Source organism: Rhizobacter sp. (assembly GCF_032229685.1).
In the GTDB taxonomy this organism is placed as follows: domain Bacteria; phylum Pseudomonadota; class Gammaproteobacteria; order Burkholderiales; family Burkholderiaceae_C; genus LMDS01.
This window is the reverse complement of record NZ_JAVTWP010000041.1, coordinates 104,017-126,316: the sequence shown is the minus strand read 5'-3', so window position 1 is coordinate 126,316 and position 22,300 is coordinate 104,017. Positions and strand designations below refer to the sequence as shown.

The window sequence follows — 22,300 nt, the reverse complement described above, 5'->3', positions numbered from 1 at the left end:
TGAAAGGAGCGCTATGGTGCCAGCATCGCCCCGTCCTTGCTGGCGGCGCGGCGCCAGCGCACCGGCCCGAACCACGCACCCGCCATGATGGCCGAGGCATTCACCACGCAGTAGACGACAAGCCCGGCCGCCTGCGCGGCGAACACGCCCGTCAGCCCCCAGCCCGCCTTCAGGGCGAGCCAGCCCCCGAGCCCGGCGACAAGCAGGCGGCCGACGTTGCCCCACACCGGCCACATGAGCTTGCCAGCCCCCTGCGACGCGAAATACAAGGCCAGCGCGAGCCCGAAGAAGCCGTAGAACGGTGCGACCGTGTGCAGGTAGAGCGTTCCGGCGGCCAGCATCTCGGGCTCGTGGCCGAACAGCGACAACCACGCGTGCGGCCAAACGAAGGCCGCGAGGCCGACCACTTCGGCCACCGCCGCCGCCATGCCCGAGCCGATCCATGCCGCACGCAAGGCCCGGTCGCGCTGCCCTGCGCCGATGCAGGTGCCGACCATCGCCACCAGCGGGCCGCCCAGGCCGAACACCAGCGGCACCAGCAGGTACTCGAGCCGCGAGGCGGTGCCGTAGCCCGCAATGGCGGCGGTGCCGAAGCTGCCGACCAGGCCGGTCGCGATGCCGATCGACAGGTTGGTGGCCACGGTCGAGATCGTGCCGACCAGGCCGACCTTCAGGATGTCGGCAAACAGCGCGGCGCGGATGTGCAGGTGCGCCAGCGTGGGCTTGAGCAGGCTGTGGCGCGACAACAGGTACCAGCCGAGCGCCACACAGCCGAGCGCGTAGTAGGCGAGCAGTGCCAGCGCCCCACCGGCAATGCCCAGGCCCGGCACGGAGCCCCAGCCGAAGATGAACACCTGCGACATCGGCACCAGCAAAACCGTGCCGACGACGGTCACGATCGCGGGCACGCGCATGTTGCCGGTGCCCCGGATCAGCGAGGCCATCGAGTTGAAGACCCACACCAGGATCGCACCGGCGAAGACCCAGTTCGAATACGTCATCGCCGCCTCGAGCGACGCGCCTCGGCCGCCCATGTAGGCATAGAGCGCGCGCCCGCCGATGAACGCAGCGACGGTGAAACACAGGCCGAACACCAGTGCGATCAGCATCGCGTGCACCACCAGCGCGTTGGCGTCGTCGCGCCGCCGCGCGCCGAGCGCGCGTGCCACGGCCGAAGCGATGCCACCACCCATCGCGCCGGCCGAGGTCATCTGCATCAGCATCACGAGCGGGAACACGAGCGCCATGCCGGTCAGCGCGTCGGTGCCGAGCTGGCCGACGAAATAGGTTTCGATCAGGCCGGCCGAGGCTTGCGCCAGCATCACCAGCATGTTCGGCGCACCCAGGCGCAACAAGGTGCCGATGATCGGGCCTTCGAGCAACAAGCGGGTGCGCGGGTCCATCGCGGGCGGAGCCGCAGCGATTGCAGGCGTGGTGGCGGTCATTCGCGGCGTTCAGTGCACGGCGTCGCCGAGGTACACGCCGCGCTCGGCCGCGAGGCCCTGGCGCACCTGCCGGCTCAAGGCATCGGCCAGCACTTCGTCTTCGCCGGCTTCGATCGCGGCGAGCGTCTGGCGCACCACGTCTTTCGGGTCGACCTTGGGCGTGTCGAGCCCCTTGGTCATGTCGGTGTCCATGAATCCCACGTGCACGCCGACCACCCGCGTGCCCTGCGCGCGCAGTTCGCCGCGCAGGCCGTTGGTGAGCGACCAGGCGGCCGACTTCGAGGCGCTGTAGGTTGCGGCGCCGGCGATGTTGAGCCAGCTCAGCACCGACAGCACGTTGACGATGGCACCGCCCCCGTTGGCCTTGAGCACCGGCGCGAAGGCCTGGCTGAGCGCCAGCGGGCCGAAGAAGTTGGTCTCGAGCTCGGCGCGTGCCGCGGCGGCACTGCCGTTCGCCATGAAGCTGGAACCACGGGTGATGCCGGCGTTGTTGATCAGCAGCGTCACGTCGGCACAGGTTTTTGCAGCGGCGTCAATCTCGTCGGCCTTCGTGACGTCGAGGCGAATCCTCTCCACACCCTGCAGTGTGATCGTGGACGGGTCGCGCGCAGCGGCGTACACCTTGGCGGCGCCGGCGGCGAGCAGCGCATCGACAAAGGCCTGGCCGAGGCCGCGGTTGGCGCCCGTGACGAGGACGACGGCGTTCTTGATCTTCATGGAATCTTCCTTCTGCGAATGTTGAACTGAATGATGATCGTCATACTTCTGAAGACGACCTTGAACGGACGGCCATCGGGCTCAGCCCAGCCCGGCGTCGATGAAAGCCTTGGCGGCCTCGCGCACGGCCTTCGACAGGCGGGCGTCGTCGGCGCTGCGTGCCAGCACCATCGCGCCGACCAGCGTGCTCAGCACCCCGAGCGCCTTGTCGTGCTGGCCGGGCTCACCCCAGCCCGGCAGTTGCCGCTCGACCAGGTCGATCATCTCCTTGAGGCGGCGTGCGCACACCTGCCGCACTTCGGGCGCCTGGCGCGGCGTCTCGGTGCCCAACGACGCCAGCGCACAGCCGGTCTCGGGCGAAGCGGCGTGGCCGTCGGACAGATACGCGTCCACGAAGACGTTCAGCGCTTCCTGCGGCGCGGCCCGGCCGGTCACCCGCTGCATGCGCGCCAGCGTGTCGCCCGCGGCCCGGTCGACCGCTTCGGCGAGCAACTGGTCGCGCGAGTCGAAGTGGGCGTAGAAGCCGCCGTGCGTGAGGCCAGCCTCTTTCATGATGTCGGCGACACCGGTACCACCGTAGCCGCTGCGGCGGATGATGGTGGCGGCCGTGTCGACGATGCGCTCGTGCGTCTGTTCCTTGCGGGTGAGGGTCGTTGACATGGGGTTGGCTTGGCCTTGAATATGACGATCATCATACTTCAGGCTTCAAAACCCTGCTCGTTTGCCCGACACTCGGTGCCATGAAGCGCCTGACCACCGCCCCCAACCTGGCCTTGGCCACACTCTGGGCCGACCTGCTCAGCCATGCCGGCGTGCCGACGACGGTGCAGCGCCAGTACGCGAGCAGCATTGCGGGCGAAGTGCCGCCCGACCAGACCCTGCCGGAACTGTGGGTGCAGGACGCCGATCAGTTCGAACGCGCCGGCGCCTTGCTCAAGGAACTGCGCAACCCGCCGCACCGGCGCTGGGCCTGCCCCGGTTGCACCGAGGTGATCGACGGGCCGTTCGAGCAATGCTGGAACTGCGGCGCCGCGATGCCGGCGTGACCGGCGCTCACGCGCCGGGGATCTGGTTCAGCATCAGCCAGTAGGTGCCGAGCTCACGCGCGGCCTGCACGAAGTTGTCGAAGTCGACCGGCTTGACGATGTAGCTGTTCACGCCGAGGTGGTAGCTTTCGATCAGGTCACGCTGCTCTTTCGACGACGTGAGCATCACGACCGGAATGGCACGTGTGCGTTCGTCGGCCTTCATGCGCGCCAGCACCTCGAGGCCGTCGACCTTGGGCAGCTTCAGGTCGAGCAGCACGAAGCGTGGCGCGTCTTCGATGCGGCGATGCGCATACGCACCTTCGCAGAACAGGAACTCGAGCGCTTCGGCGCCGTCGCGCGCCACGTGAATCTGGTTGACGATGTTGGCCTTGCGCAGGCCGCGCAGCGTCATCTCGAGATCGAGCGGGTTGTCTTCGACGATCAGGATTTCGAACGCTTCGGCCATCGCCATGATTCAGCCCAGGGTGAAATAGAAGGTGGCGCCGCGGCCGACTTCGCCGATCGCGCGGGCGTGGCCACCATGGCGCTGCACGATGCGCTGCACGATCGCCAGGCCGACGCCGGTGCCCTCGAATTCGTCGGCACGGTGCAGGCGCTCGAACACGCCGAAGAGCTTGTGCGCGTACTGCATGTCGAAGCCCGCGCCGTTGTCACGCACGAAATACTCGGTCACGCCGCCGCTCGTGGTGCTGCCGACTTCGATCAGTGCTTCGCTGCGCTGGCGCGTGTACTTGATGGCGTTGCCGATCAGGTTGATCCAGACCTGCCGCAGCAGCGCCAGATCGGCCTCGCAATCGGGCAGGTCCCCCAGGCGCAGTTCGATCTGGCGGCCCTTGCGCTGCAGCGCCAGGGTGTCGAAGGCGTGCTGCACTAGCTGCACGCTGTCGACCCGGCGGCGCGTGAGCGGTTGGCGGCCGAGGTGCGAGAACGCGAGCAGGTCGTCGATCAGGTGGCCCATCTTCTGCGCGGTGTCGCGGATGATGCCGAGGTAACGCCGGCCTTCTTCGGGCAAGAGCGCGCCGTGGTCTTCGATCAGTGCCTTCGAAAATCCGTCGAGCGCGCGCAGCGGTGCACGCAGGTCGTGCGACACCGAATAGCTGAAAGCCTCGATCTCCTTCACGGCGGCCTGCAACTCGGCGGTGCGCTCGGCCACACGCTGTTCGAGTTCGCTGTTCAGGCGCACGATCTCTTCGTCCTTGCGGCGGCGCTCGGTCACGTCGCTGAACTGCAATACGCTGAAGAGCGGCTTGCCTTGCGCGTCGTCGACCCGCGTGCCGCTGTAGCTGAAGACCTTGGCCCAGCCGAGGTCGAGCCGCTGCACCCGCAGTTCGAGCTGGCGCAGCACCTCGCCGGCCATCAGGCGCGCGTGCGGCCAGCGCTCGGGCGGCAACACCACGCCATCGAGCGTGCTCACCGTGAAGAGCTGCATCGCGGCGTCGAGCGACAGGCCGCGCGTGGTTTCGTGGTCGAGCTCGTGCATGGCCAGCGCGGCCGGGTTCCATTCAGACAGCAGGCCGGCGCTGTTGTAGACGAGCAGCCCCTCGCTCATCTTCGAGACCACCGCAGCAAGCCGGCGCTGGCTGCGCAACAGGTCACGTTCGGTGCGCTTTCGCTCGGTGATGTCGGCCAGCGCGCCGTGCCAGATGATCGCGCCGTCGGCCTCGGCGACCGGGCTGGAATTGCCTTCGATCCAGCGCTCGCTGCCATCGTCGTCACGCACCCGGTACTCGGCGTGCCAAGGCGTCATGTGGCGCGCCGACACCTCGACCGAGGCTGCCGTCGGGGCCCTGTCGTCGGGGTGGATCTTCGCGAGGAACGCGCCCGCGTCGGTCTCGACCGTGCCGGGCGGCAGCCGGAACAGTTGTTCGACGCGCTGCGCGCCGTAGGGAAAGCTCAGGCGCCCGTCGGCCGTGCGCCGCAACGAGCACAACACGCCAGGCGCCACCGCCGCGATCGCCGCCAGGCGCTGGCGTTCGGCCAGCAAGGCGTCGCGCGCGAGCTTGGCTTCGGTGATGTCTTCGGCGATGCCGGTGCGGCGGCCGAGCCGCTGGCTCGCTGCGGCCGGTGCCTGGCCGGAGTCGTGGATCCAGCGCACGCCGCCATCAGGCCGGACGATGCGGTATTCGATGTCGAAGGTGCGCGCGCTCGGGCTCGCCACCCAGCGCTCGAAGGCGGCTTCGACACCGGGCCGGTCGTCGGGGTGGATCGCGTCCATCCAGACCCGCGGGTCGGCGTACAGCGCGTCGGTGCTGCGGCCCCAGATGCTTTCAAAGGCAGGGCTGACGTAGTGCACCCGCTCGCCCGGCACCTGCTCGGTGACCCACAGCACGTGGCGCTCGGCACTGGCGAACTGCACGAACAGCTCGGCCAGGTCGTGTGCGGTGGCGGCCGAGTCAGGGCTCTGGCCGGTGAGATCGGGCGCGGGTTCAGCGAGTGGCGGCGGCAGGTTCTGCTTCATTCACTGCAAGGGGTGCGAGCGAGGCAAGACCAGCTCGATGAAAAGGATTATGGTGCTCCGGCCCGCCGCCCGGGCGTGAAGTAACCCGCACCCGCCCCACGAGCACGTGGGCTCAGAAGGTGCCCGGGTAGGCGCCCCCGTCGAGCAGCACGTTCTGCCCGGTCAGGTAGCCGGCCTGCACGCTGCAGATGAAAGCGCACATGGCACCGAACTCTTCGGCCGTTCCGAAGCGGCGGGCGGGAATGGCCTGCTCGCGCGCTTTCAGCACCGCGTCCGGGTCCTGGCCAGAGCTGGCGGCGCCGGCGCGCATGGTCGTGCGCAGCCGTTCGGTGGCGAACGCGCCCGGCAGCAGGCCGTTGATCGTGACCCCGCGGGACGTGATGGAGCTGCGCGCCAGGCCGGCCACGAAGCCGGTGAGGCCGCTGCGCGCGCCGTTCGACAAGCCCAACACGCCGATCGGCGCTTTCACCGCGCCCGAGGTGATGTTGACGATGCGCCCGAAGCCGCGCGCGGCCATCGCGTCGACCGTCGACTTGATCAGCTCGATCGGCGTGAGCATGTTCGCGTCGAGCGCCTTGATCCAGGCGTCGCGGTCCCATTCGCGGAAGTCGCCGGGCGGCGGGCCGCCGGCGTTGTTGATCAGGATGTCGACCTGCGGGCAGGCGGCGAGCGCAGCGGCCCGGCCTTCAGGCGTGGTGATGTCGCCGGCAACCGTTCGCACTTCGCCACCCTTCAACGCGCGAAGTTCGGCCGCCGTGGCTTCGAGCGTTTCGGCACCACGCGCCGTGATCACCACGTTCACTCCTTCTTGAACCAGCGCTGCCGCGCAGCCCTTGCCCAAGCCCTTGCTCGCGGCACACACGAGCGCCCATTTGCCGTTCAACCCCAGGTCCATCAGTCACCTCCATTTCGCCAACAACCAGATGCCTGCCAGCACCAGCAAGGTGCCGGCAGCCACCCACGCAGTAAACGGCTCGCCGAGGATCAGCACGCCCATCAGGATGGTCGACATCGGCCCGATCATGCCGGTCTGCGCGGCCATCGTGGCACCGATGCGTTCGATCGCCATCATCACCATCAGCACCGGCGCGAACGTGCACACGGTGGCATTGAGCACCGAGAGCCAGATCACTTCGGGTGCGACTTGCAGCGCGCTCATCGGCCGCAGCAGCAGGAACTGCACGATGCACAGCACGCAGGCGACCGAGGTCGCCAGGCCGGTGAGGCGCAACGCGCCGAGGCGCTTCACTTCTTCACCGCTGTAGACGAGGTAGACCGCGTAGCTCAGCGCACTGCCGAACACCAGCGCAGCGCCGAGCGCCACGTGGCTGCCGAGCAGCGTGACCTCGTGCCCGAACACCAGCAGCACGCCGCAGTAGCTGACCGCGAGCGCGATCAACTGGCGCTGCGAGACCTTGCGCTTGAACAGCACGAGGCCCATCGCCAGCACCAGCGTCGGGTTCAGGTAGAGGATCAGCCGCTCCAGGCTGGCGCTGATGTAGGCCAGGCCGGCGAAGTCGAGAAAGCTCGCCAGGTAGTAGCCGGTGAACCCGAGCCCGCACACGGCGATCCAGTCGCGCCTGGTCAGCGCCGGCTTGCCGCGCCCGGCCCACCACGCGAGCAGCAGGAACATGGGCAGCGCGAACAGCATGCGGTACATGATCAGCGTGACCGCGTCCACGCCGTGGCGGTACGCGAGCTTCACGATGATGGCCTTGCCCGAAAACGCGATCGAACCGCAGGTGGCGAGCAGCAGGCCGGGCCAGATGGCGCGTGGCGGTTGGGTGGTGGCAGGGTCGGCCGTGCTGGCGTGAAAAGACATTGCGGCCGATTCTACGGAGCGGCTTCGTCGGGCCGGCGCTCGATGTGCCAGCTGCCCGCGCCCCGCTCGAACCCGACCGACTCGTACAGGCCGATCGCCACGTCGAGCGGGTCGGCCACGATCACGAGCGTTTCAAGCTTCAGGCGCTCGAAGGCGTCGGCACACACCGCATGGATCAGCGCGCTGCACAGGCCGAGGCGGCGAAATGCCGGGTGGGTTTCGACATGCTGGAAACGCCCGAGCGCGTCGCCGCTCTGGCCAGGGTGGAACAGCCCGCAGTCGGCCACGAGTTGTTCGCCGCTCGCCGTTTCGGCGAACACACCGAACCAGCCGCCCAGGCCCTGGCGCTGCATCGCGTCGTAGCGCGCCATCTGGCGCTGGCGAAACAGGCGGTAGCCTTCGACCGGCAGGTGTTCGCCGGCGTCGCAGACCACCTGCAGTTCGACCGCTTCAGGGCTTTGTTCGGGCAGCTTCACCGCGGCCACGCGAAAGCCCGGCGGCAGCGGGCGTCGCGGCGAGCGCAGTTGTTCGCGCCGCATCGTGAGCACGTTCGACGAGTACAGGATGAAGCCACGCTGCACGAAGTCTTCGGGCAGCTCGAAGCCTTCACGCGCGTCGACACCGAAGGTGATGTGGCGCGACTCGGCCTGGTGGCGGCCGATCTCGGCTTCGAAACGCCGTACCCATTCGGCCGCATCACCAGCTTTCGGCGCGTGATCGAAGAGCAGGAAGTTGCCCCACCAGTAGGTCGGGTTCGACGGCGTGCGCACGACGAGGCAGTCGCCACGCTCGATCAGTTCGCCGTCGAAGCGCGCGAAGTTCAGGTCGGTGCGCCAGCCCAGGCTCAGCTCGGCTGCCGGTTTCATCTCAGGAGACCACGGCCTGGCCATCACGCCGCGGGTCGCTGGCGGCCACGTAGCCTTCGACCGCCGGGTCGTCGAGGCGCCAGATGAACTGGCCGGCGCCGAAGTCCTGGTAACTGTCGTTGATCACTTCGACCCGGTGGCCGCGTGCCACCAGCGCCTGCACGGTGGCCGGGTTCATGGCCGCTTCGACATTGATCTCGAGCCCCGCGTTGAAACGCCAGCGCGGCGCGTCGCAGGCGGCCTGCGGCTGTTGCGCGTAGTTCAGCATGCGCACCAGCGTCTGCAGATGGCCTTGCGGCTGCATGTTCGCGCCCATCACGCCGAAACTCATCACCGCCTCGGGGCCGCTCGCGCCTGGCTTGGTCAGGAAGGCCGGGATGATGGTGTGGAACGGCCGCTTGCCCGGTGCCACCACGTTCGGGCTCTTGGCATCGAGGCTGAAGGCGTGGCCGCGGTTCTGCAAGGACAAGCCGTAACCCGGCACCACCACGCCCGAGCCGAAGCCCATGTAGTTGCTCTGGATGAAGCTGACCATCATGCCGCTCTCGTCGGCGGTGCTGAGGTAGATCGTGCCGCCCTTCACCGGGTTGCCGGCGCCGAAGTCCTGCGCGCGTTTCATGTCGATCAGCTTCGCGCGAGAGGCCAGGTAGGCGGGGTCGAGCATCTGCTCGACGCTCACTTCCATGCTGGCCGGCTCGGCCACGAAGCGGTACACGTCGGCGAAGGCAAGTTTCATCGCCTCGATCTGCAGGTGTTGCGAGTCGGCGCTGTCGACCGCCATCGCGCCGATGTCGAAAGAGCGCAGCATGCCCAGCGCCATCAGCGCAGAGATGCCCTGCCCGTTCGGCGGGATCTCGTGCAGCGTGTGGCCGGCGTAGTCGAGGCCGATCGGCGTGACCCATTCGGGCCGATAAGCCGCGAAGTCTTCGACGCTGATGGCGCCGCCATGCTCTCGCGCGTGGCGCGCCGCGGCTTCGGCGATCTCGCCACCGTAGTAGGCCGCGCCCTTGCTCTGTGCGATCAGGCGCAGTGTGCGCGCTGCGTCGGGCAGCTTGAACAGCTCGCCCACGTTCGGCGCGCGGCCGCGGGGCATGAAGGCCTCGCGGAAACCCGGCTGGTCCTGCAGCAGCGGCACCGCCGCGGCCCACTTCTGCTGCACGACCACCGGCACGGCGTAGCCACGTTCGGCGATCTCGATGGCCGGCGCCAGCAGGTCGGCGAACGGCAGCTTGCCGAAGCGCTCGCTCATGCTGGCCCAGCCGGCCACGGCACCGGGCACGGTCACGCTGTCCCAGCCGCGCACCGGGGGCGTCTTCGCGTCGGCGCCGTACTTGCGTTTGAAGTAGTCGGGTGTCCAGGCCTTCGGTGCGCGTCCTGAGGCGTTCAGGCCATGCAAGGCCTTGCCGTCCCAGAGCAGGCAGAAGGCGTCGGAGCCAAGGCCGTTGCTGACCGGTTCGGTGAGCGTGATGACCGCGGCGGCAGCGATCGCCGCATCGACCGCATTGCCTCCGTTGTGCAGCATGCGCATGCCGGCCTGCGCGGCGAGCGGGTGCGAGGTGGAAACGACGTTGCGGCCGAACACGGGCAAGCGCTGGCTGGTGTAGCCGGCGCTCCAGTCGAAAGAGTGCGTCATCGCTGGAATCTCGAAGTGGTGATGGGTTGGCGTGATGATCGCATTGCGGGCACGCTCATGCGCCGAAGCGTGGCGCCGGCCCGGGCCGGGCACCACCGCCGGGCGCTGCGGTCAGCGTGGCGCGTGCCAGGTTGTGCGGGTGGGCCGCGGCCTCGTCGATCGAGAGCACCGGTGCGTAGCAGACGTCGCTGCCTTCGAAGAGCGCGTTCCAGTGCTCGCGCGGGCGCGTCAGGAAGAGTGCGCTCAGGCGCGCTTTCAAGGCCGGCCACGACGCGCTGTCGTATTGCGCGCGCGGGTCCACGTCGTTCAATTCGAGCTTTTGCAGCATCAGCGCATAGAACTGCGGCTCGAGCGCCGCCAGGGTGATGAAGCCACCGCCGGCGCACGCGTACACGTCGTAAAACGGCGAGTCGTGGAAGGCGCTCGGCGCCGCGCCGCCGAGCCGACCGCTGCCGTGCACCCAGTAGGCCAGGCCGCCGACCATGGCCGTGAGGTCGGTGATCGCCGCATCGACGACCGTGCCCTGCCCGCTCAGCTTGGCCTGCAGCACACCGCAGACGATGCCATAGGCGAGGCCCAGCGCACCCACGCCGTCGCCGGCCACGGTGGGCGGCAGCATCGGGCGTTCGCCGGGCCGCGCCGAGAGCGAGAGCAGCCCGGTCAGCGCCACGTAGTTCAGGTCGTGCCCGGCCGCGCTCGAGAGCGGGCCGGTCTGGCCCCAGCCGGTCATGCGGCCGTAGACGAGCTTCGGGTTGCGCGCATGGCACACGTCGGGGCCGAGACCCAGGCGCTCCATCACGCCGGGGCGGTTGCCTTCGATCAGTGCGTCGGAGGCGGCCACGAGGTCGAGCGCGCGCGCCAGGTCGGCGGGCTTCTTCAGGTCGAGCAGCACGAGTTGTTTGCCATCACGCAACGGGGTGCTGCCGGCACCGAGCTGGGCCGACACGGCGTTGGCCGTCGGCCGCGCGATCAGCGTGATTTCGGCGCCCGCCTGCGCCAGCATGTGGCCGGCCAGCGGGCCCGGGCCGAGGCCTTCGAACTCGACGATCTTCAGGCCCTTGAGCGGCAACATGCTCATACCGGTTGGGGTGTGAAGCCGGCTTCGCGGATCGCGCCGGCCAGCGCCGCAGCGTCGGCGGCAGGCGATTCGATCTCGACCCGGTGGCGCGCCAGGTCGATGTGCACCTCGGCCAGGCTGTCGGCGGCCTTGACGGCCGCAGTGATGGCCTGGACGCAGTGGCCGCAGCTCATGTCGTTGACTTCGAAGGCAATCACTTCACATTTCTCCTGCAGGGGTTCGGGGGCTCTCAATGTGAAGCTTGCCATGATGTAAAGGTCAAGCCGCTCACCGCACCGTGTTGCTTCGTCCCGATTCTGCCTTGATGCTTGACTCTCCCATGATGGGAAGCTTCAGGATCCACAATCCATCCACGCCCGGGCCCGAACCATGAACACCGCTGCGCACCCCGCCGAGATCACCCTTCAGGTCGGTGGCATGACCTGCGCGTCGTGCGCCGGCCGGGTCGAAAAGGCGCTGAGCCGGCTGCCCGGCGTGCTGTCGGCCTCGGTCAATCTGGCGACCGAACGCGCCAGCGTGCAGGCGCAGGACGGCCTCAGTGCCGCCACGCTCGCCGAGGCGGTCGTGAAGGCCGGCTACGAAGCGACGGTTGTGCGGCCCGCGGCGGCCGGCGCGCCGGCCCCGTTGCCGCGGCTGCCCGCGTGGTGGCCGGTCGCGCTCGGCGCGGGCTTGAGCCTGCCGTTGTTGCTGCCGATGCTGCTCGCACCCTTCGGCGTGAACGCCATGCTCGGCCCGTGGTGGCAGCTGGCGTTGGCGACGCCGGTGCAGTTCGGCCTGGGCTGGCGCTTCTACCGCGCAGGCTTCAAGGCCGCGCTCGCGGGCTCGGGCAACATGGATCTGCTGGTCGCGCTCGGCACCTCGGCGGCCTACGGCCTGTCGGTCTGGATGATGTGGCGTCACGGCGCGCTGGCGGGTGAGGCCCACCCGCACCTCTACTTCGAGGCCTCGTCGGTCGTGATCACGCTGGTGCTGCTCGGCAAGTGGCTCGAAGCGCGCGCCAAACGCCAGACCACCGCGGCCATCCGCAGCCTCAACGCGCTGTGGCCGGCCACGGCGCGGGTGCGCCGCCACGGCGTCGAGGCCGACGTGCCGGTCGCGCAGTTGCGGGTCGGCGATCTGGTGCTGGTGCGCGCTGGCGAACGCGTGGCGGTCGACGGTGTCGTGATCGAAGGCCGCAGCCACGTCGACGAATCGCACCTCACAGGTGAAAGCCGCCCGGTCGTGAAAGCGCCGGGCGACAAGGTGACGGGCGGCTCGATCAACGCCGAAGGCCTGCTGTGCGTGAACACGCAGGCCGTCGGCGCAGAGACGGCACTGGCCCGTGTGATCAGGCTGGTCGAGTCGGCGCAGGCGGCCAAGGCGCCGATCCAGAAAACCGTCGACCGCGTCAGCGCGGTGTTCGTGCCGGTGGTGCTGCTCATCGCGCTGCTGACCGGCGCCGGCTGGCTGCTCGCCGGCAGCCCGTGGGAACAGGCCGTGATCAACGCGGTCTCGGTGCTGGTGATCGCCTGCCCCTGCGCGCTGGGTCTGGCCACACCCGCCGCGATCATGGCTGGCACCGGCGTGGCCGCGAGCCACGGCATCCTGATCCGCGACGCGCAAGCCCTGGAACAGGCGCACGCGGCCACGACCGTGGTGTTCGACAAGACCGGCACGCTCACCGAAGGCCGGCCAGCGCTAGTGGGCGTTGAACCCGCGCCCGGCGTCGACGCTGCCGAGGTGTTGCGCCTGGCCGCCGCGCTGCAGCAAGGCAGCACGCACCCCCTGGCGCGTGCGGTGATGGAACGAGCCCGCGTCGAACACGCCGCCCTGCCCGAGGCGGTGAACAGCGTCGCCCTGCCGGGGCGCGGTCTCGAAGCACAGGTCGCTGGCGAAAGGCTGCTGCTGGGCAGCACCCGCCTGCTGCGCGAGTCGGGCCTGGGCGGCGGGCCGCTGGCGGCGCGGGCGCAGCAGTGGCAAGACGAGGGGCACAGCGTGTCGTGGCTGATGCGCGGCCCGGCCGGCGCGACCCGCGTGCTCGGCCTGCTGGCCTTCGGTGACCGCGTCAAACCCTCTGCGGCCGCTGCGATCGAACGCCTGCACGGCATGGGCTTGCGCACCATGATGCTCAGCGGCGACAACCCCGGCAGCGCCGCCGCCGTGGCGCAGGCGCTCGGCATCGGCGAGTTTCGCGCCGAGGTCTTGCCGGCCGACAAGGCTGCGGCCGTGCAGGCGCTGCGCGCCGGCGGTGCGGTGGTGGCGATGGTGGGCGACGGCATCAACGACGCGCCGGCGCTGGCCGCCGCCGACGTGGGCATCGCGATGGGCAGCGGCACCGACGTGGCGATGGACGCCGCGGCGATCACGCTGATGCGCGGCGACCTCGGCGGCGTGGCCGATGCATTCGACATCTCGCGGCGCACCAGCCGCAAGATCCGGCAGAACCTGTTCTGGGCCTTCGCCTACAACGTGGTCGGCATTCCGCTGGCCGCGCTGGGGCTGCTGAACCCGGTGATCGCGGGCGCGGCGATGGCGTTCAGCAGCGTCAGCGTGGTCGGCAACGCGCTCTGGTTGCGGCGCTGGCGGCCGGCGCGAACAACGAACGAGGAGCGTGCATGAGCAGCGTCAACATCGGCCAGGCCGCCCGCTTGTCGGGCGTGTCGGCGAAGATGATCCGGCACTACGAAGCGGTCGGCCTGCTGGCGCCCGCGAGCCGCACCGAGTCGGGCTACCGCCAGTACAGCGACGCCGAAGTGCACAGCCTGCGTTTCATCCGGCACGCTCGCGATCTGGGCTTTTCGATCGCACAGATCGGCGAGCTGGTGGGTTTGTGGCAGAACCGGCGCCGCTCGAGCAGCCGGGTCAAGGCGCTGGCACTGGCGCACGTGGCCGAGCTCGAGCGCAAGGTGGCGAGTTTGCAGTCGATGAAAGAGACGCTGCAGCATCTGGCATCGTGTTGCCATGGCGACGACCGGCCCGAGTGTCCGATCATCGACCGGCTGGCCGACGACACGCCGCGCTGAGCGGCGCCCGCGCCGGCCTTGGCGCGTCAGAGTTCTTCCTGGAACGTGGCTTCGCGCTTCTTGCTGATCGACGGCAGCAGCACGATCACGATCAGCAGCACCGACATGGCGAGCAGGCTGGCCGACAGCGGGCGGGTGATGAAGGCCGTCCAGTCGCCGCGCGAGAGCAACAGCGCCCGGCGCAGGTTTTCTTCCATCATCGGCCCGAGGATGAAGCCGAGCAGCAAGGGCGCCGGCTCGCAACCGAGCTTGAAGAAGAAGTAGCCGATGACCGCGAACGCTGCCGTCATGTAGACGTCGAAGTTGTTGTTGTTGAGCGTGTAGACGCCGATGCAGCAGAACAGCGTGATCGCGGGGAACAGGTACTTGTAGGGAACGGTCAGCAGCTTGATCCAGATGCCGATGAGGGGCAGGTTCAGGATCACCAGCATCGCGTTGCCGACCCACATCGAGGCAATGAGGCCCCAGAACAGCTGCGGGTTGCTCGTCATGACCTGGGGGCCGGGCTGGATGCCCTTGATCGTCATCGCACCGACCATCAGCGCCATCACCGCGTTGGGCGGAATGCCGAGCGTGAGCATCGGGATGAACGAGGTCTGCGCGCCGGCGTTGTTGGCCGATTCGGGGCCGGCCACGCCGCGGATGTCGCCCTTGCCGAAGTTGCCGTCCTTGCCGGCCATCTTCTTCTCGACCGTGTAGGCGGCGAACGACGCCAGCAGCGCACCACCGCCCGGCAGCACGCCGAGCAGCGAGCCGAGCGCCGTGCCGCGGATCACCGCGGGCCAGGCCTGCTGGAAGTCTTTGCGCGTGGGCCACAAGCCCTTCACGTCCTTCGTGAACACCTCGCGGTTTTCAGCCGGTTGGCCGAGGTTGGCGATGATCTCGCCGAAGCCGAACACGCCCATCGCGATGGTCACGAAGCCGATGCCGTCGGTGAGCTCGGGAATGTCGAAGCTGTAGCGTGCGGTGCCCGAGATCACGTCGGTGTTGATCTGGGCCAGCAACAGGCCCAGGATGATCATCGAGATCGCCTTGAGCAGAGAGCCCGAGGCCAGCACCACGGCACCGATCAGGCCCAGCACCATCAGCGAGAAGTATTCGGCCGGGCCGAACTTGAAGGCGAGCTCGGTCAGCGGCGGCGCGAAGGCCGCGATGATGATGGTGCCCACGCAACCTGCGAAAAACGAGCCCAGGCCAGCCGCGGCGAGCGCCGGGCCGGCGCGGCCCTGGCGTGCCATCGCGTAACCGTCGATGGCGGTCACCACCGAGCTCGATTCACCCGGCACGTTGATCAGGATCGCGGTGGTCGAACCGCCGTACTGCGCGCCGTAGTAGATGCCGGCCAGCATGATCAGCGCCGGGGTGGCGTCAAGCGCGTAGATCGAAGGCAGCAGCATCGCGATCGTGGCGACGGGGCCGAGGCCCGGCAGCACACCGATCAACGTGCCCAGAATGCAACCGCCCAGGGCGTACAGCAGGTTCTGGAGGGTGAAGGCGACCCCGAAACCGAGGGCGAGGTTGTTGAGCAGATCCATGGTGCGTGTTCTCTCGAGTCGGTGGGTGCCGGCGCTGCGCTCAGCCGCCCATGAAGGCGGGCTTGAGCGGAATCGTCAGATTCAGGCCCCAGATGAACACGACCCACGAACCGGCCGTGAGCACCACACAACTGGCGATCACGCCCTTCCAGCTGAATTCGTCGCCCGCGAAGCTGACCATGATGATCAGCAGCGGCAAGGTAAGAAACAGGCCCAAGCGCGGCAGTGCCAGCCCGAACACCGCGATGGAGGCGACCACCACCAACAGCGGGCGCCACGCGATGCTGCCGATCGGGTCACCGTCTTCGGTTTCGATGGTGAGCGACTTGAACAGCACCACAGCACCGAGGATCGCCATGATCACGCTGAGCATCAGCGGAAAGTAGCCGGCGCCGGGGCGCGCCGAGGTGCCCATCGAGTAGTTTGTGGCGCCGATGGCGAACGAGACCCCGACCACCAGGAACATCAGCCCTGAAAAGAAATCTTTCTGGCTCTTGATCTTCATGCCTCGCACCTCGTTCGTCTTCTTGATTGCGTGCGATTCTAGGCACGTGAAACCCCACTGCATGTGTGGTTTGTACGTAGCGCGCGGCGTGCACCAGCGTGCGGCGCAGCGCCGGCGTCATTCCCAGGGCAGTGTCACGCGCAACACTTCGTCGAGCGTGGTCACGCCTTCGGCGATCTTCATCACGCCGGCCAGGCGCAGCGGGCGCAAGCCGTCTTTCACAGCTTGGCGGCGCAGCTTGTCGATGTCGGGCACCGGGTGCACGTGGGCACGCGCAGCGTCGGTGAACGACAGCAGTTCGTACAGGCCGGCCCGACCGCGGTAGCCGGTCATGCGGCAATCGAGGCAACCGACCGGCTTGTAGGGCTTGACGCTGCCGTTCAGGCGCCAGGGCTTGATGGCTTCGTCGAGTTGCTCGCGCGTGGTTTCTTCGTCGGGTTGCTTGCAGTTCACGCACAGCGTGCGCACGAGGCGCTGTGCCAGCACGCCGATCAGCGTCGACGCCGCCATGTAGGGCGCCACGCCCAGGTCGGTGAGCCGCGTCACGGCCGAAGGCGCGTCGTTGGTGTGCAGCGTGCTGAACACGAGGTGGCCGGTCAACGCGGCCTGGATCGCCATCTCGGCCGTTTCGAGGTCGCGGATTTCGCCGACCATGATGATGTCGGGGTCCTGGCGCATCAGCGCGCGCAGGCCTTCGGCGAAGTTCAGGTCGATCAGCGGCTGCACCTGGGTCTGGTTCAGTGCCGGCTGGATCATTTCGATCGGGTCTTCGATCGTGCAGACGTTGACTTCGTCGGTCGCCAGCCGGCGCAACGTCGAGTAGAGCGTGGTGGTCTTGCCAGAACCCGTGGGCCCGGTCAGAAGAATGATGCCGTTGGGTTTGGCAACGAGCTCTTCCCAGCGTTTGCCGTCGTGGCTGCCGAAGCCCAGGCCGTCGAGCTCCTTGACCGTGGTCTCGGGGTCGAAGATCCGCATCACCATCTTCTCGCCGAACGCGGTGGGCAGCGTCGACAAGCGCATTTCGACTTCGTCGCCAGCCGGGTTGCGGGTCTTGATGCGGCCGTCGAGCGGCCGGCGCTTCTCGATCACGTCCATGCGGCCGAGCAGCTTCACGCGCGCGATCATCGCGTTCATCACGCCGGGCGGCAGCTGGTAGACCGTCTGCATCACGCCGTCGATGCGAAAGCGGATCACGCTGCGTTCGCGGCGTGGCTCGAGGTGGATGTCTGACGCGCGCTGGTCGATCGCGTATTGCCACAGCCAGTCGACCACCTGCACGACGCCCTGGTCGTTGGCGTCGAGCTGCTTGTTGGTCTTGCCGAGTTCGACCAGCTGTTCGAAGCTCGCCGCGGCCGACGCCTCGCCGCTCTTCGTGGCGTTGCGCACCGAGCGCGAGAGTGTGTAGAACTCGGTTGTGTAGCGCTTGAGCTCGAGCGGGCTCACCAGCACCAGCTTCACGGTCTTGCGGGTGTGGCCTTCGATCTCGGTGACCCAGCCGATGTCGAGCGGCTCGCAGGTGGCGATGGTCACCTCGGTGGCGCCCACGTTCAGCGGCAAAGCGCGGCGGCGCTCGGCATAGGTGATCGACATCACCTCGGAGACACGGCCCACGTCGGCCTTCAGCGGGTCGATGCGCAGGTAGGCCAGGCCGGTGCGCTTGGCCAGCCACTCGGTGATGACTTCGGCGTCGAGCGCCTTGGTGCTGCCGAAGCGCACCATGCCGGCGCTGGCCAGCCGCGTGATCGGGTGTTGCGCGCTGTGGCTGGTGGAGAAGCGCCGCGCCGTCTCGGCCGCGTCTTCCGGGCTGATCACCTTGTCTTCGCGCAGCCAGCCGAGCAGCAGGCTCAGTTCCAGCTTGCTGGCCGGGGCGAGGGTCTTGGGGCGGGTGGCGGCGTTCATGCGTGCAGTGACAACCGGTTGCGCCGTCGGGCGGCCGGCAGGGTGAACAAGGGTCGTAGCGTACTCCGCGCCGGGCACGCCCGAATGTTTGCCTTGTGTCGGCGTGAAATCATGCCGCGGCCACGTCGATCATGGCCGCTGTCGGGCCGGCCAGCGGGCGGATCATGCGCAGCCACTTCTTCGCCGGCAGCTTGAAGCGCTTCTCGATGTGGTCGGCACGCAGGCCGAGCGCGGCGCGCTCCGGCATGGCCACGTTCTTCAACGCGATCACGATGGTGTTGCCCTCCTTCGTCGGCCGCAGGCTCCAGACCTGCGCCGCGCCGAAAGCTGCCGCGATGCGCTGCGCGCTGCGCTCGAAGCTGGCGTCGCGGCCGAAGAGGTTCACGCTCATCACGCCGCCGTCGGCGAGCACACGGTGACAGTCGCGGTAGAAGGCCTCGCTGTCGAGCACGGGGCTGGCGGCGTCGTGGTCGTAGAGGTCGACGCACAAGGCCTGCACCGAATCGGCACGTGCAGCATCGGCCACGAAGGCTGCGGCATCCATCTGCAGCACCTGAAGCCGCGCCGAGTCTTCGGGCAGGTGGAAGAACATCCGGCACGCCGTGATCACCGAGGGGTTGAGCTCGACCGCCGTGGTGCGCATGCGCAGCGTGCTGTGGCAAAAGCGCGTGATCGCGGCAGCGCCCAGCCCGAGTTGCACGGCCTCGCCTTGCGTGAGCTCTTCGCTCGGGCGCAGCAGCATCCAGGCCATCATGCGCTGCACATAGTCGAGCTCGATCTTCAGCGACTGGCGGATCCGCATCGCGCCCTGCACCCAGGGCGTGCCCAGATGCAGGTAACGCACGCCGTCGGCTTCGGAGATCGTGGCCGGGGCCAGCTCAGGATCCTTTTCTCTCATGTTTCAAACCAGTCCATGTTCTTCGAAGACCGCTCGCCATGCGGCCAGCTTGCGCTCGAAACTCCAGCTCGCATTGGCCGGGCTGCTCGAGGGCAGGCGGTGCACCGCGACCCCCAGCGATTGTGTGTGTTTGAGCGCGCGGGCCGATTCGCCACCGTTGTGGGCCACGGCGCGCAAGCGCGGCGCGCGGGTTTTCAGGCTCCCCAAGTCGTTGAAGCGAGCCTTCTCGATGGCACTGTCGAGACTGCCTTCGCGCTCGCAGCACGCATACACGTCCCACAGGCCGAGGCCGCGGGAACGGATCGCTTCGATGCGCTGTGGGTAGGCCAGCGGTTGTAGATCGACACCCCAGATGGCAGAGAGGATCGGCCAGAAGTGGTTGCGCGGGTGGCCGTAGTACTGCTGCGCCGCGAGCGAAGCCACGCCAGGGAAACTGCCCAGCACGACGAGGCGTGTGTCGGGGTCGACGACCGGCCCGAGGCCTTGCAGCAGCCCGGCCATCAGGCGGCCAGGCGCGCCAGCCCGGGCAGGGCCACCTGCGCGTTCGACGAAGTGGCCGCCGCCAGTTCCTGCAGTGACAGCCCGCGCAGTTCGGCCAGCGTGGCGGCGATGCGCGGCAGTTCGAAGGGTTCGTTGCGCGAACTCTCGCCGGCCGCACGCTGCGCCGCCGTGCGGTAGAGCCAGTGCGGGGGAATGTCGGGCGCATCGGTTTCGAGCACGATCGCCTCGAGCGGCAGCGCCTGCGCCAGGCGGCGGATCTGCAGCGCCCGCTCGAAGGTCATCGCGCCACCGAAACCGAGCTTGAATCCGAGGTCGACGAAGGTCTGCGCCTGCTGCTCGCTGCCATTGAAGGCATGGGCGATGCCACCGCGCACCTTGATGGCGCGCAGGTGCTTCAACAAGCTGTCGGCCGAGCGCCGCACGTGCAGGATCACGGGCAAGTCGAACTCACGGGCCAGTTCGAGCTGGGCCCCATAGAACACTTCCTGCTGTTTCGGGTCGAGCCCGGGCACGAAATGGTCGAGCCCGATCTCGCCCACCGCCACCAGGCGCGGGTCGTCTCGGTGCGCCTGCAGCGCTTCGCGCAGCCGCTGCAGGTCGGCGACTTGGGCGCGGCCGGTGTACAGCGGGTGAATGCCGAGCGCGTAGGCAAGCCCATGCTGCTGCGCCAGCGCCCGCACCGTGTCGAAATTCGAGGCTTCCACCGCCGGCACGACGACCTGCGCCACCCCGGCCGTGCGCGCCCGCGCCACCACGGCGTCGCGGTCGGCGTCGAACTCGGGGGCGTCGAGGTGGCAGTGCGTGTCGGTCCACATGGCCGGCATCATGCCTTGCGTCGAGACAGGGATTGCGTTGCCGTGCTACCGTTGCAACGCAGCGCCCGGGGCCGGCCTCGGCGGTGCGCAGAATCGGGTCGAGTCACATGCGCCAACCGGGATGCAGATGATGAAGAAGGCACCGCTCTACAGCCGCTCCCGCGCCTCGACCGCTGCTGTCGAGGCCGCCGCTGCGCCGGCCACCCCGCCCCCCGCCCGATCTTCGCGCCTGCGCGCTTTTGCCAGCCGGAACGAGCGCCGCCTGTGGGCCGCTGCCGTGGTGTTGCTGCTGGCCGCTGCGCTGCTGCTCAGTGGCGGCATCGGGCCGAAACAGGCGCCGCTCACGCTCAAGCAGATCGACGCCGCGATGCGCCAGTCGCTCGACGAAAAGCCCCTGCCCTCGCAAGCCGCCAAAGCCTATGACGCCGTGATCGGCTCGGTCGTGCGGGTCGTCGGCCTGATGACCGAAGGCGACGACGGCAGCGATGACAAGGCCAACGGCTCGGCCGAACGCGGCGTGGGTTCGGGCGTGGTGATCATCGACAACGGCACCATCCTGACCAACCTGCACGTGGTGGCCGGCGCCAAGCGCATCAAGGTCAGCTTCATGGACGGCACCGAGTCCGAGGCCATGCTGATCAGCACGCAACCGCAGAACGACCTCGCGGTTCTGCGGGCCAAGACCGTGCCCGACGACCTCGAGGCCGCCACGATGCGCTCGACCGCCGACCTCTCGCCCGGCGACGGGGTGGTGGCGGTGGGCTTCCCGTTCGGCATCGGGCCTTCGGTGTCGTCGGGGGTGGTGTCGGGGCTCAAGCGCGAGTTCCGCTCGCCCGAAGGCCAGCAGATGCTCACCAACCTGATCCAGTTCGACGCCGCCGCCAACCCCGGCAACTCGGGCGGGCCGCTGGTCACGATGGACGGCGAGGTGGTCGGCATCGTCACCGCCATCCTGAACCCGTCGCGCCAGCGGGTCTTCATCGGCATCGGTTTTGCGGTACCGATCGAAAACGCGGCGGCCGCGGCCGGCATGCCACCGTTCTGAACCTCACCGGGCACACACCGAATGCAAACAGCGAACGACCACCAGAGCGCCGCCGCCACGCTGATGGAAGAGATCCTCTACGAAGTCAAGCGCGTCGTGGTGGGGCAAGACAACTTTCTCGAACGCGTGATGGTCGCGATGCTGGCGCAAGGGCACCTGCTCGTCGAAGGCGTGCCGGGGCTGGCCAAGACGCTCACGGTCAAGACGCTCGCGCAGACGCTTCGCGGCACGTTCAAGCGCATCCAGTTCACGCCCGACCTGGTGCCGGCCGACCTGGTGGGCACGCGCATCTTCAACCCGCGCACCGGTGAGTTTTCGACCTCGCTCGGGCCGGTGTTCACGCACCTGCTGCTGGCCGACGAGATCAACCGCGCGCCGGCCAAGGTGCAGAGTGCCTTGCTCGAAGTGATGCAGGAACGCCAGGTCACGATCGCCGGCGAGACCCACAAGGTGCCCGAGCCCTTTCTCGTGATGGCGACGCAGAACCCGATCGAGACCGAAGGCACCTACCCGTTGCCCGAAGCGCAGGTCGACCGCTTCATGATGAAGGTGCTGGTCGACTACCCGAGCGAAGAAGAAGAGTTCGTGATCGCGCAGCGCGTCACCGGGCCGCTGACCGCCGTCTCGGCGGTGGCGAGCATGGGCCAGCTCGCCGAGCTGCAGCAAGAGTGCCGCAAGGTGTATGTCGACCCGTCGCTGATGCAATACGCGGTGAAGCTCGTCAGCGCCACGCGCCGCCCCGACCGCTATGGCCTGGCCGACATCGCCAAGTACCTGACCTACGGCGCGAGCCCGCGCGCCACCATCGGCCTGATCGACGGCGCGCGTGCGCTGGCCTTCATGCGCGGGCGCAGTTATGCGCTGCCTGAAGACATGACCGGCCTCGTCGGCGACGTGTTCCGCCACCGCCTGGTGCTGTCGTACGAAGCGCTGGCCGACGGCCTGAACGCCGACCAGATCGTTCAGAAGGTGATGAAGAAGATCCCGGTGCCCGACAAGCCGCTGGCCCCTGAAGCCAAGGGCGGCTGAAAC

Annotated in this window: 22 protein-coding genes; 5 read left to right on the top strand and 17 right to left on the bottom strand. The window is 68.4% G+C overall.

Translation table 11 applies throughout. The features are described 5' to 3' along the window. Positions 1–11 precede the first annotated feature (11 nt). The 3 genes from AC30PD_RS21220 to AC30PD_RS21210 form a co-directional block, all read right to left on the bottom strand. Positions 12–1,445 (bottom strand): MATE family efflux transporter, encoded by a 1,434-nt coding sequence (locus tag AC30PD_RS21220; protein ID WP_489537683.1) that lies wholly within the window; start codon positions 1,443–1,445, stop codon positions 12–14. Between the two features lie 9 nt (positions 1,446–1,454). Then, positions 1,455–2,162: an SDR family oxidoreductase gene (locus tag AC30PD_RS21215; RefSeq protein ID WP_489537682.1), complete on the bottom strand. Its 708-nt coding sequence runs from the start codon at positions 2,160–2,162 to the stop codon at positions 1,455–1,457. Positions 2,163–2,243: 81 nt separating this feature from the next. Further along, on the bottom strand, positions 2,244–2,822 hold the full coding sequence (locus AC30PD_RS21210) for a TetR/AcrR family transcriptional regulator (protein WP_489537681.1): 579 nt from the start codon (positions 2,820–2,822) through the stop codon (positions 2,244–2,246). A gap of 80 nt (positions 2,823–2,902) precedes the next feature. On the opposite strand from AC30PD_RS21210, the gene AC30PD_RS21205 reads away from it, so the two are divergent. Continuing rightward, positions 2,903–3,208, top strand: coding sequence for a putative signal transducing protein (locus tag AC30PD_RS21205; protein ID WP_489537680.1), 306 nt, complete (start codon positions 2,903–2,905; stop codon positions 3,206–3,208). Positions 3,209–3,215: 7 nt separating this feature from the next. On the opposite strand, the gene AC30PD_RS21200 is transcribed toward AC30PD_RS21205, so the two are convergent. From AC30PD_RS21200 to AC30PD_RS21165, 8 genes are all read right to left on the bottom strand, one after another. Further along, positions 3,216–3,656, bottom strand: a complete 441-nt coding sequence (locus AC30PD_RS21200) for a response regulator (protein WP_489537679.1) — start codon at positions 3,654–3,656, stop codon at positions 3,216–3,218. Positions 3,657–3,665: 9 nt separating this feature from the next. Next, positions 3,666–5,669, bottom strand: a complete 2,004-nt coding sequence (locus tag AC30PD_RS21195) for a PAS domain-containing sensor histidine kinase (protein WP_489537678.1) — start codon at positions 5,667–5,669, stop codon at positions 3,666–3,668. Positions 5,670–5,781: 112 nt separating this feature from the next. Further along, on the bottom strand, positions 5,782–6,564 hold the full coding sequence (locus AC30PD_RS21190; RefSeq protein ID WP_489537677.1) for an SDR family oxidoreductase: 783 nt from the start codon (positions 6,562–6,564) through the stop codon (positions 5,782–5,784). Between the two features lie 3 nt (positions 6,565–6,567). Beyond that, entirely contained in the window at positions 6,568–7,491 is a 924-nt protein-coding gene (locus tag AC30PD_RS21185; RefSeq protein WP_489537676.1) for a DMT family transporter, read from the bottom strand. Between the two features lie 11 nt (positions 7,492–7,502). Further along, positions 7,503–8,357, bottom strand: coding sequence for a GNAT family N-acetyltransferase (locus tag AC30PD_RS21180; protein ID WP_489537675.1), 855 nt, complete (start codon positions 8,355–8,357; stop codon positions 7,503–7,505). A gap of 1 nt (position 8,358) precedes the next feature. Beyond that, a complete protein-coding gene (locus AC30PD_RS21175; RefSeq protein ID WP_489537674.1) occupies positions 8,359–9,990 on the bottom strand; it encodes a gamma-glutamyltransferase family protein in 1,632 nt (543 codons plus the stop codon). A gap of 55 nt (positions 9,991–10,045) precedes the next feature. Further along, entirely contained in the window at positions 10,046–11,068 is a 1,023-nt protein-coding gene (locus AC30PD_RS21170; protein WP_489537673.1) for a CaiB/BaiF CoA transferase family protein, read from the bottom strand. Continuing rightward, positions 11,065–11,265, bottom strand: coding sequence for a heavy-metal-associated domain-containing protein (locus AC30PD_RS21165; protein WP_489537672.1), 201 nt, complete (start codon positions 11,263–11,265; stop codon positions 11,065–11,067). The genes AC30PD_RS21170 and AC30PD_RS21165 overlap by 4 nt, the downstream gene beginning before the upstream one ends. A gap of 172 nt (positions 11,266–11,437) precedes the next feature. On the opposite strand from AC30PD_RS21165, the gene AC30PD_RS21160 reads away from it, so the two are divergent. Further along, complete coding sequence (locus AC30PD_RS21160; RefSeq protein WP_489537671.1) at positions 11,438–13,666, top strand: heavy metal translocating P-type ATPase; 2,229 nt, start codon at positions 11,438–11,440, stop codon at positions 13,664–13,666. Continuing rightward, a complete protein-coding gene (cueR, locus tag AC30PD_RS21155) occupies positions 13,663–14,070 on the top strand; it encodes a Cu(I)-responsive transcriptional regulator (protein WP_489537670.1) in 408 nt (135 codons plus the stop codon). The genes AC30PD_RS21160 and cueR overlap by 4 nt, the downstream gene beginning before the upstream one ends. A gap of 26 nt (positions 14,071–14,096) precedes the next feature. Here cueR and AC30PD_RS21150 read toward each other — a convergent pair whose 3' ends face one another. From AC30PD_RS21150 to AC30PD_RS21125, 6 genes are all read right to left on the bottom strand, one after another. After that, a complete protein-coding gene (locus tag AC30PD_RS21150; RefSeq protein WP_489537669.1) occupies positions 14,097–15,605 on the bottom strand; it encodes a tripartite tricarboxylate transporter permease in 1,509 nt (502 codons plus the stop codon). Positions 15,606–15,645: 40 nt separating this feature from the next. After that, positions 15,646–16,110 carry a tripartite tricarboxylate transporter TctB family protein gene (locus AC30PD_RS21145; RefSeq protein WP_489537668.1) on the bottom strand — a complete coding sequence of 155 codons (465 nt, stop codon included), beginning with the start codon at positions 16,108–16,110 and terminating at the stop codon, positions 15,646–15,648. A gap of 117 nt (positions 16,111–16,227) precedes the next feature. Then, positions 16,228–18,009 (bottom strand): GspE/PulE family protein, encoded by a 1,782-nt coding sequence (locus tag AC30PD_RS21140; RefSeq protein WP_489537667.1) that lies wholly within the window; start codon positions 18,007–18,009, stop codon positions 16,228–16,230. 109 nt (positions 18,010–18,118) lie between these two features. Next, positions 18,119–18,907, bottom strand: a complete 789-nt coding sequence (locus AC30PD_RS21135) for a spermine/spermidine synthase domain-containing protein (RefSeq protein ID WP_489537666.1) — start codon at positions 18,905–18,907, stop codon at positions 18,119–18,121. Between the two features lie 3 nt (positions 18,908–18,910). Then, positions 18,911–19,408 (bottom strand): DNA-deoxyinosine glycosylase, encoded by a 498-nt coding sequence (locus AC30PD_RS21130; RefSeq protein ID WP_489537665.1) that lies wholly within the window; start codon positions 19,406–19,408, stop codon positions 18,911–18,913. Then, positions 19,408–20,232, bottom strand: a complete 825-nt coding sequence (locus tag AC30PD_RS21125; protein ID WP_489537745.1) for a TatD family hydrolase — start codon at positions 20,230–20,232, stop codon at positions 19,408–19,410. Before AC30PD_RS21125 ends, AC30PD_RS21130 begins: the two co-directional genes overlap by 1 nt. A gap of 121 nt (positions 20,233–20,353) precedes the next feature. Here AC30PD_RS21125 and AC30PD_RS21120 point away from each other — a divergent pair, with 121 nt between their 5' ends. Continuing rightward, positions 20,354–21,268, top strand: coding sequence for a S1C family serine protease (locus AC30PD_RS21120; protein WP_489537744.1), 915 nt, complete (start codon positions 20,354–20,356; stop codon positions 21,266–21,268). A gap of 21 nt (positions 21,269–21,289) precedes the next feature. Then, complete coding sequence (locus tag AC30PD_RS21115) at positions 21,290–22,297, top strand: AAA family ATPase (protein WP_489537664.1); 1,008 nt, start codon at positions 21,290–21,292, stop codon at positions 22,295–22,297. The last annotated feature ends 3 nt before the right edge of the window (positions 22,298–22,300 follow it).

What these genes read in the sequence shown, in the direction of transcription:
- AC30PD_RS21220 (WP_489537683.1), bottom strand. Translation starts at nt 1,445, where the DNA reads ATGACCGCCACCACGCCTGCAATCGCTGCGGCTCCGCCCGCGATGGAC.
- AC30PD_RS21215 (WP_489537682.1), bottom strand. Translation starts at nt 2,162, where the DNA reads ATGAAGATCAAGAACGCCGTCGTCCTCGTCACGGGCGCCAACCGCGGC.
- AC30PD_RS21210 (WP_489537681.1), bottom strand. Translation starts at nt 2,822, where the DNA reads ATGTCAACGACCCTCACCCGCAAGGAACAGACGCACGAGCGCATCGTC.
- AC30PD_RS21205 (WP_489537680.1), top strand. Translation starts at nt 2,903, where the DNA reads ATGAAGCGCCTGACCACCGCCCCCAACCTGGCCTTGGCCACACTCTGG.
- AC30PD_RS21200 (WP_489537679.1), bottom strand. Translation starts at nt 3,656, where the DNA reads ATGGCCGAAGCGTTCGAAATCCTGATCGTCGAAGACAACCCGCTCGAT.
- AC30PD_RS21195 (WP_489537678.1), bottom strand. Translation starts at nt 5,669, where the DNA reads ATGAAGCAGAACCTGCCGCCGCCACTCGCTGAACCCGCGCCCGATCTC.
- AC30PD_RS21190 (WP_489537677.1), bottom strand. Translation starts at nt 6,564, where the DNA reads ATGGACCTGGGGTTGAACGGCAAATGGGCGCTCGTGTGTGCCGCGAGC.
- AC30PD_RS21185 (WP_489537676.1), bottom strand. Translation starts at nt 7,491, where the DNA reads ATGTCTTTTCACGCCAGCACGGCCGACCCTGCCACCACCCAACCGCCA.
- AC30PD_RS21180 (WP_489537675.1), bottom strand. Translation starts at nt 8,357, where the DNA reads ATGAAACCGGCAGCCGAGCTGAGCCTGGGCTGGCGCACCGACCTGAAC.
- AC30PD_RS21175 (WP_489537674.1), bottom strand. Translation starts at nt 9,990, where the DNA reads ATGACGCACTCTTTCGACTGGAGCGCCGGCTACACCAGCCAGCGCTTG.
- AC30PD_RS21170 (WP_489537673.1), bottom strand. Translation starts at nt 11,068, where the DNA reads ATGAGCATGTTGCCGCTCAAGGGCCTGAAGATCGTCGAGTTCGAAGGC.
- AC30PD_RS21160 (WP_489537671.1), top strand. Translation starts at nt 11,438, where the DNA reads ATGAACACCGCTGCGCACCCCGCCGAGATCACCCTTCAGGTCGGTGGC.
- cueR (WP_489537670.1), top strand. Translation starts at nt 13,663, where the DNA reads ATGAGCAGCGTCAACATCGGCCAGGCCGCCCGCTTGTCGGGCGTGTCG.
- AC30PD_RS21150 (WP_489537669.1), bottom strand. Translation starts at nt 15,605, where the DNA reads ATGGATCTGCTCAACAACCTCGCCCTCGGTTTCGGGGTCGCCTTCACC.
- AC30PD_RS21145 (WP_489537668.1), bottom strand. Translation starts at nt 16,110, where the DNA reads ATGAAGATCAAGAGCCAGAAAGATTTCTTTTCAGGGCTGATGTTCCTG.
- AC30PD_RS21140 (WP_489537667.1), bottom strand. Translation starts at nt 18,009, where the DNA reads ATGAACGCCGCCACCCGCCCCAAGACCCTCGCCCCGGCCAGCAAGCTG.
- AC30PD_RS21135 (WP_489537666.1), bottom strand. Translation starts at nt 18,907, where the DNA reads ATGAGAGAAAAGGATCCTGAGCTGGCCCCGGCCACGATCTCCGAAGCC.
- AC30PD_RS21130 (WP_489537665.1), bottom strand. Translation starts at nt 19,408, where the DNA reads ATGGCCGGGCTGCTGCAAGGCCTCGGGCCGGTCGTCGACCCCGACACA.
- AC30PD_RS21125 (WP_489537745.1), bottom strand. Translation starts at nt 20,232, where the DNA reads ATGCCGGCCATGTGGACCGACACGCACTGCCACCTCGACGCCCCCGAG.
- AC30PD_RS21120 (WP_489537744.1), top strand. Translation starts at nt 20,354, where the DNA reads ATGAAGAAGGCACCGCTCTACAGCCGCTCCCGCGCCTCGACCGCTGCT.
- AC30PD_RS21115 (WP_489537664.1), top strand. Translation starts at nt 21,290, where the DNA reads ATGCAAACAGCGAACGACCACCAGAGCGCCGCCGCCACGCTGATGGAA.